The sequence below is a fragment of the Thiomicrorhabdus cannonii genome (assembly GCF_013391695.1).
Classification (GTDB): domain Bacteria; phylum Pseudomonadota; class Gammaproteobacteria; order Thiomicrospirales; family Thiomicrospiraceae; genus Thiomicrorhabdus; species Thiomicrorhabdus cannonii.
Genome location: NZ_JACBGH010000005.1, coordinates 183,305 through 190,862, shown reverse-complemented (window position 1 = coordinate 190,862; position 7,558 = coordinate 183,305). Strand labels below are relative to the sequence as shown.

Annotated in this window: 10 protein-coding genes; 5 read left to right on the top strand and 5 right to left on the bottom strand. The window is 47.7% G+C overall.

Annotated features, from left to right (window positions below; all coding sequences use genetic code 11):
• Positions 1 to 94, top strand: a 94-nt coding sequence (locus HZ297_RS07865) for an IS3 family transposase (protein ID WP_178862052.1), incomplete at its 5' end; no start/stop codon positions are given.
• A gap of 44 nt (positions 95 to 138) precedes the next feature.
• On the opposite strand, the gene HZ297_RS07860 is transcribed toward HZ297_RS07865, so the two are convergent.
• The 4 genes from HZ297_RS07860 to HZ297_RS07845 form a co-directional block, all read right to left on the bottom strand.
• Positions 139 to 1,689 (bottom strand): ATP-binding protein, encoded by a 1,551-nt coding sequence (locus tag HZ297_RS07860; RefSeq protein ID WP_178862442.1) that lies wholly within the window; start codon positions 1,687 to 1,689, stop codon positions 139 to 141.
• Between the two features lie 69 nt (positions 1,690 to 1,758).
• Positions 1,759 to 2,475: a response regulator transcription factor gene (locus HZ297_RS07855; RefSeq protein ID WP_178862441.1), complete on the bottom strand. Its 717-nt coding sequence runs from the start codon at positions 2,473 to 2,475 to the stop codon at positions 1,759 to 1,761.
• Positions 2,476 to 2,500: 25 nt separating this feature from the next.
• Entirely contained in the window at positions 2,501 to 3,430 is a 930-nt protein-coding gene (locus tag HZ297_RS07850) for a cupin domain-containing protein (protein ID WP_178862440.1), read from the bottom strand.
• 117 nt (positions 3,431 to 3,547) lie between these two features.
• Positions 3,548 to 5,065: an RNA polymerase factor sigma-54 gene (locus HZ297_RS07845; protein WP_178862439.1), complete on the bottom strand. Its 1,518-nt coding sequence runs from the start codon at positions 5,063 to 5,065 to the stop codon at positions 3,548 to 3,550.
• Positions 5,066 to 5,326: 261 nt separating this feature from the next.
• Here HZ297_RS07845 and HZ297_RS07840 point away from each other — a divergent pair, with 261 nt between their 5' ends.
• A complete protein-coding gene (locus HZ297_RS07840) occupies positions 5,327 to 5,773 on the top strand; it encodes a hypothetical protein (protein ID WP_178862438.1) in 447 nt (148 codons plus the stop codon).
• A 75-nt stretch (positions 5,774 to 5,848) separates the two neighbouring features.
• Here HZ297_RS07840 and HZ297_RS07835 read toward each other — a convergent pair whose 3' ends face one another.
• Positions 5,849 to 6,250 (bottom strand): hypothetical protein, encoded by a 402-nt coding sequence (locus tag HZ297_RS07835; RefSeq protein WP_178862437.1) that lies wholly within the window; start codon positions 6,248 to 6,250, stop codon positions 5,849 to 5,851.
• A 129-nt stretch (positions 6,251 to 6,379) separates the two neighbouring features.
• Here HZ297_RS07835 and HZ297_RS07830 point away from each other — a divergent pair, with 129 nt between their 5' ends.
• From HZ297_RS07830 to HZ297_RS07820, 3 genes are all read left to right on the top strand, one after another.
• Complete coding sequence (locus tag HZ297_RS07830) at positions 6,380 to 6,748, top strand: hypothetical protein (RefSeq protein ID WP_178862436.1); 369 nt, start codon at positions 6,380 to 6,382, stop codon at positions 6,746 to 6,748.
• Positions 6,749 to 6,762: 14 nt separating this feature from the next.
• Positions 6,763 to 7,095 carry a hypothetical protein gene (locus tag HZ297_RS07825; RefSeq protein ID WP_178862435.1) on the top strand — a complete coding sequence of 111 codons (333 nt, stop codon included), beginning with the start codon at positions 6,763 to 6,765 and terminating at the stop codon, positions 7,093 to 7,095.
• Between the two features lie 214 nt (positions 7,096 to 7,309).
• On the top strand, positions 7,310 to 7,555 hold the full coding sequence (locus tag HZ297_RS07820) for a hypothetical protein (RefSeq protein ID WP_178862434.1): 246 nt from the start codon (positions 7,310 to 7,312) through the stop codon (positions 7,553 to 7,555).
• Positions 7,556 to 7,558 lie beyond the last annotated feature (3 nt).

Below are 7,558 nucleotides of genomic sequence, written 5' to 3'. Positions count from 1 at the left end.
CTATATTGAGTACTATAATCACAAACGCATCAAGCAGAAACTCAAAGGCCTGAGTCCGATAGAGTATCGAAATCAGGCCTTGGGTACCGCTTAACTAAAATGTCCAAGTTTTTGGGGTCACTTCACAGCGCGGCTTTTTTATTTGCCATAAACCGGCAGCTCTACAATAAAACGCACGCCGCTGATGCCTTTGGGTTTGTCGATCACAATGTTTTCGGCACGCACCTGACCGTGATGGTAGTCGGTGATCAGTTTGACGATATACAACCCCAATCCCAAATGCGCCTGGTCGTCTTTGTTCAATGTGCGGATTGAGGTCATGCCTTCAAATATCTGTTTTTCGAATCCTTGTGGCAAGTTCGGACCGCTGTTTTGCACGGCGATCACCACCTGTTTATCCTGCAGGTAGGTTGTCACCTCGATAGGCGTTTTCCCATCGCTGAAATCCTTGGCGTTGCTGAGCAGTTTGTCCATGAGTTGTTCAATCATAAAGCCGTCGCCGAGCACCAAGGTGTTGGGGCCGATGCTGTTATGGAATTGCAGATGGTATTCGGGATGCAGGGTGGCGCTGTTTTCCAGATAGTGATGCAGCATCAGGCCGATCGGGAAAGGCTCCGGAGGTTGCTGATTAAGACTGTCTTCGACACTGGTGGCCTCGGAAAGCGAGGCGATAATCTGCTTAAGCTGCGCCAGGGCATGCTGGGCGTAATCCAGTTGCGTGTGTTGAGTCTCTTTTTCCAGCAAACTCAAGGACATGGATAGCCTGTTTAGGGGATTGTGCAGTTCATGACGCAGGGTTTTGGGCAGTTGTTTCAGGTATCGCTCATAGGCGGCGAGCTGACTGAGCATCTCGTGAATATGGTGACGTAAATCGGAGAGTTCGTCGTTATAGTAACGCTGGTATCTGTCCGGAAAGAAGGTGGCTTTGAGCTTGCCTTGCAGATTGAAGGTGCGTTTGACATCGTTATCCAAGCGTATGATTCTATTGGATAAAGAAGCGGTGTGGACGATCGCGCCGATGGTCACAATCATAAAAATCAAGGCGCCGATGCCGATGAGCCGGTAAAAATAATCCAAGGTGTCGCTAAAGAGCGTTTCCATGCGCTGTTCCAGCACGATGCCGCCGATAATGTTGTTTTTATACACCAGCGGCGTGGCCGACATCAGTGAAATGGGTTGCTGCTCGTTGTCCATGCGGTATTGCTGAAAGGTCTTGCCGTACAGGGCTTGCTGAATCAGACTGATTTCGGGTGTTTGACTCTGCGGATAGGGGTAGGGCAAAGAGTAGGGGATGACGGTGGCCAGCGTTTTAATCAGTGATTTGCCGAGTGCGGTGAAAAAATCCCGTTCACGGTTTTTGTCGTCTTCCAGCGGCAGGTTGCCGACGACATAGGTGGTGCGGCCATATTCATTGACGATCCACAGCACCGAATTCTGCAAATTGAGATGACTTAAGCGGCTGGGGTCGCCGGAGAGGATTTGCAGTGCCCAGAGGTCGGTGCGGTTCTGCAGGATCAGGGCCAGGTTTTCGACGGTTTGTTTTTGTACTATCGCCTGGTTATTCAGCAGCAATCGGTGCAGGTCTATGGCAAAGCGATAGGCGAGAAAGGGCAGAATTGTTAGCAATAACAACAGGATGAAAAGTCTTGTTCGGATGGAGAGACGTAGATTGAGCGTCCGTAAGTTCATGCAGCTTTACCTTGAAAAAAACTGAACAGGCCGGGTGGATACGCCCGCTTGCCTAGGGAGCGTTGCAGGTTACGGCTTATCTTTTTGTTGCCAGCTATAACCACGCCCGTACTCATTGTGAATCAGGTTGAAATCCGGGGTGATTTTTTTGAAAGCGTTGCGGATGCGGCAGATATGGGTGTTGATGGTGTTGCGTTCGACAACACCTTGCGTGGAAGCCTGCAGGCTGTCGTAAGTGACCACGCTGCCTTCGCCGGCGGTGGCGAATTGCTTGAGCATTTCAAATTCGGTGGCAGTCAGATCCAGCGGTTTTTTATGCCAATACGCCTTGTATTGGTTGGATTCAATCTCTAGGCCGTCAATTACGGATTTATCCTGATGCTGATTGCCGTGCTCTTTGGATGAACTGGTGATGCGCAACAGATTTTTGACTTTGACAATCAGCACATTCAGGCTGATAGGCTTGGGCAAATAGTCGATTGCGCCTAACGCATGGCCGGTGTAGATGTCGAATTCCGACTGTCGTTCCGATAAAAAGATGATAGGGATCGGCTGATTGTAGCTCAGCAGGTGTTTAGCCAAGTCGAATCCGCCGTCCATTTCCTGCCCAAGGATGATGTCGGAAATCACCAAATCCGGCAGATTCTTGTCAAAATGCATTTCCGCGCTGCGGCGATCGGCAAAGTCCACGACTTTGAAACCCTGGTGCTGCAGTGCGGTGACCAGGGTTTCGCGTTGCATCGGGTCGTCTTCTATGACCGCAATTTGGTAGTCTGTATTTTGCATGTTGACGCTTACCGTTCCTTTGAGATTAACGGATGTATTGGAAATCCAGCACCTGCATATTCATGATCAGGCCGGCGTCCTGAATCGGCAGTACGATGGCGTCCTGATCCGATTCGTTATGGTGAGAGTGCCACCAGCCCGGAGGAGTGATGAACACCGAGCCGGGTGTCCACATCGCTTTAATCGGATCAATGATATGACCGTTTTCATCGATCTCTTTGCCGATCAGGGTATAGGTGTCTGGACCCGCAGTGACACAATAATCCAACGCAATCGAGTTGTGGCGGTGCGGTTTCTGGTGAACACCGGCGGGCAAAGCGTTGTACAGAGACCACAGCGTATGGGTCAGCGTCATGGTAAGCGGGAAGTTGGGGTTGGCCAACAAAACGCCGGTACGGTTACGGCCGGCCGCTTCAATCCGGACTGCTTCCAGCTCCTTGTCGAGGCGCTCTTTGGTATACAGAACCGGTGTGAATTTCTCTTTATTCGGTTGCACGCCGAGGTAATTCAACAACGGCGCATCATGCACCCAGTAGATGGCGGTATCCGCTGACGCGTGGTGCAGGGCGTCCGGAACGGCCGGAAGGGTGAAGAGGTCGCCGGCTTTCCATTCGATGGTGCCGTGCTTCATCTGGGTTTTGCCGGCGCCGCGAATCACATAGAACATTTGTGAGGTGGCTTTGGCATCGGTCTTGATGGTGTCGCCTTCACAGATGCGGATATAGTTTGCCAGCAAATTGGGTGAAGTGGCTGGGTAGGCCGCGTCCAGCTGCTTGGAAAGGTCGAATGTAATCACGCGGGTTTCGCCGCTTTCGTGCAGGCTGCTTGGGTAGTCGATGACATCGATTTTAGGCATGGGCGGATTCACCGCCGACATATACTCTTTGAAGTCGGCCTGTTGTTCCCACTGCTGTTGGGCGGCCTGTTGAATTTGTTCTACATGGATGCGATTCATGCGGATGAACCTCTGTTCGTAAAAGTTAAATGATAAATATTTCGATTTTGCAATTATAGTGCGATTAACTGAAAAAATCACATAAAGTTGCGCTGCGTAAAATTCATTAAAACCGCGTTACAGCTTAAGTTTATTGAATTTTTTACGCTCGCTGGATGAGGGGATGCCCAGCGCTTCACGATATTTGGCAATGGTGCGGCGAGCGACGCTAATTTCTTTTTCTTTTTCTAGCAGCTCCATCAGCTTGCTGTCGCTCAAGGGCTTTTTGGGGTCTTCTTGGTCAATCAAGCCCTTGATGTGGGCTTTGATGGCGATAGCGGACTGGTCGGCACTGCCATATTGGCTCACGCCGGATGAGAAGAAGTATTTCAATTCAAAAGTGCCGCGCGGCGTCTGGATGTATTTCTGATTGGTGGCACGTGAAATCGTGGATTCGTGCAGACCGAGGTGTTCAGCCACATCGCGCAATACCAGGGGTTGCATGGCCATTTCACCCTGTTCGAAAAACGCCTGCTGTTTTTCGACTATAAAACTGCCAACTCTTAGCAGCGTCTCTCCGCGGCTTTGAATGCTTTTAATCAGTCCCTTGGCTTCAAACAGCTGTTCTTTGATTTTTTTGGACTGTTCGTTGTCGGTCAGTTTTTCGGCCAGCTCCACATAGGTGCTGTTGACCTTCAGACGCGGGAAAGCCTCTGTGTTCAATTCGACGATCCAGCCGTTTTTGCTGCGTTTCAAGCGCAAGTCGGGAATGATGATTTCGGCATTTTCGGAGGAAAAATCGCGTCCCGGTCTGGGGTTGAGTGACTGAATCAGTTTTAAAAGCTGGTTGAGTTCATCGTCGTTGAGCGCATACATTTTCTTGATGCGCTTGTGGTCGTGAAACGAGAGCCAGTCGAAATGTTGGTCAATGAGCTGGCGCGCGGTGACGACGAAAGGCGTTTGCGGCATCGCGGCCAGTTGCAGCAATAGCGACTCCTGCACCGATCTGGCTGCGACGCCGGTAGGTTCGAACTGTTGGATAACGGCCAAAACCGTCTCGACCATCTGCAGGTTGAATTCGGTTTCAGGCTGCTGCTTTTGAATGGCTTGCAGCAGTTCGGAAAGCGGGGTGGTTAAATACCCTTCTTCGTTAATGTCGTCGATGATAAATTCGGCGATGATGTCCTGCGGCGCTTGCCAGGGATAAATGTCCGACTGCCAGTACAGATGGTCATGCAGGCTTTTTTCTTCTGCGGTGTAGTTTTCGGCGCTGACAAAATCGTCATCGCTTGCTGTGGTCTGTTTGGCCGAGCTGAAATCGCTGTAAACTTCGTCCCAGTTGCAGTCGATTTCGAGTTCTTCGGAGAGGTTGCGGGTTTCGTTGATGTCGATAGGGGAGTCGTCTTTGCTGAAATGGGTTTCACTTTCAGATGCGGCTTCTTCTTGTGCAGCGCGTTCATGCGCATCGCCAAGCAACTCTTCCTCTGACAGGCCTTCCTCTTCGATTTCAAGCATGTAGTTGGTTTCAAGGGTCGCCTCAATGGTCTGCTGAACCTCGAGTGCGGAGTATTGCAAAATCTTGATGGACTGCTGCAATTGCGGCGTTAGTTTGAGTTGCTGACCAACATTGATTTGTAAACCCGGCATCAGTGCCATGCAGTTAAACTCCTAATTCCAAACCCTGATATTGAATTTATGGCCTCTGTCAGTCTTTTGCAACCACAAAGTCAGTTATGTGCGGATAAGTAATGCCGTATGGCAAAACCCTTTAAGTTGCAGATATAATAATCCAAATCTGCGCAAAAGGTAATGATTACGTCGGTGTTATGGTCTTTGAATTGCTTGAAGAGTGATGGGCCAGCCTGGTTAAAGCGCGTATTAAAAATGTAAGAAACAGATAATTGTCGGAGGGGGTTTATGTCTATAAAACAGGAAGCGCATGAAATTGTAGAGGGTTTGGCTGAAGACGCTACATGGAATGATTTGCTTAAGTTGTTGTATCGCAATAAAAAAGTGACGGCCGGGATGACCGATATCGAGGTGGTTCAAGACCAGCTGTCTGAAGCCGATCTGAATACCATTCTGGCGCGTTTGCAGTCGGCAAGTTCAACGCCGGACGATATGCGTAACACCAAAAGCTATAACCCTAATAACAGCCTGACAGCCAGCTGGGTGTTGGTGGCTTTGGCACCGTTACTTTTCATTTCTATCTTGTTGGCGCCGGTTTCCTATGTATTGGCGTTGGGCGGCATTGTCATGGGCTTGAAAGCCATGAGTGAAAAAGTTGAAAAAGCCTGGTATCCGATCGTTGTCGGCATTATCGAGTTGGTGCTGTTTGTGGCGTTACCGGTTTTGGGAAGCTAAGATTCGCATTCGATTATTGTCGCTTCAAAACCCGCATATGCGGGTTTTTTTATAACCATTGCTTCAAATGCATGTTTAATCAAAGTTCGTATAATATATAGAATCTTGCATTTTTGAAGATGCAAAGCTGTTAGTTGGGGTTGCCGCTAGGGTAGCGGACAGAATGGCAGCGCCCATAAAAGCCCCTACAGCCTTTTTTGATTGTTCTATCCACCAATTTTTAGTTTCTTCTTTTCTAGCCTGTTCTGCTTTAATCTCTCCGATAATTTGCATTGGTGGCACTCCGATATATTGAGCAATTATTATTGCAACGTCGTCGTCTGCCTGACTTTGTTCTGTGTTGTATCTGCTCATAGTGCTTGATGCAATTCCAAGTATTCTTTGGATTTGATTGTCTTTAATATCCTCTGGCTTTGCTTTGATTTCTTTAGCCAAAAATTCTCTTAATTGTTCAATGTATTTCTTTGTAGCTGTCATTTTTTAGCCCTCCGTTTCTTTTAGTGTATGAAAAAACTCCACTAATGGAAAATATTTGTTGACAACTCCATTAATGGAGTTTTAATCTATACGCAACTCCACTACTGGAGTTTAAAGAGGTACTAACAAATGGATCTACCGAACGTTGTTCACAAATTCGATTTACCCCGCTTTGAACCGATGGATCTCGCCGTTTTACTGGTCGCTGTCGAAGGTCAAAAGAGGGTGGATTGTGAAGATATGTACAAGGTGCGCTTTCTGTATCAAGTCAATTTCTTGATGCAAAAGCAATCAGATCCATTGAAAGGCGATCAGTCTCCTAAACAAACTGAACAGGCCGGGCGCTTAACCGCGATCTTCTTTCAAAGTTTGCCCTCTAATGCGTTTTATCAAGTTAACTACGATGTGAATCGCCGTTGTTTGTCTGTCACTTCTCCGCATCTTGATTTCATTTTGCGTCAGTTGATAGATCTTCTTCGGCAAGCAACCCTAAATTAAAGAGGTACTAAATCATGCAAATGCAAATGACTTGTGAAGTAATCAATGTTTCTTACGGCACATTTAAACCTGAAAACGGTTCTGCTATTGATTACGCCAGTATTGAGATTCTTCAACCTGTTGATCCATCCGAAAGTTTCGCGGGTAAGAAAGCCGCAAAAATCAAAATTGACGGCAACGACAAAGAAAGTGCTCACCAGATCGCCGCCCGCATCATGGCCGACCTTGCAAAACATGGCTCGCCTATGACTATGAATCTTTCGGGTGGTCAAAAACTTAAAACAGATCAGAAAACGGGCAAGTCGGATTTGATTATTACGGTCACAGGCTACAAGCCTGCGGCATAAAGAGCAAAAACCCTAGTTATGGGTTATTTGGGGGAAGCCCGGAAGTTCTGCGCCTTTTAGCTTTTGCTTCAAAGCCATTTCTTCAAACTAGCCCCGGACTTTGTTTCCGGGCATTAATTTTATTAAGCGGCTTTTGGGGTTTCGGTTCGGTTGAATTGGTACCTCGCCCAATCGGGCTTTGAAAGTCGCTCAATAAGCTAATAGGTTTTTCTTTATGGATCGTGCGAATTTCGAACATTTGGATTTTTCCAAAATACCTGAATCAGTTGATTTGATAAATCTTTTGATTTCTAGCCATTTGGCATATATCCAAGCGGATAACGCTCATTGCAAATTTGCTGATGATGTGCCTGATCCTTTCCTTTATGAAAGATTGGAAATCCTTTATTTGATTCGTCATTTTTTGCTATTCGCACATTATTGTTCTGGGGCTGGGCAAAGCCCAGAAAGCGAAGCGTAGCAA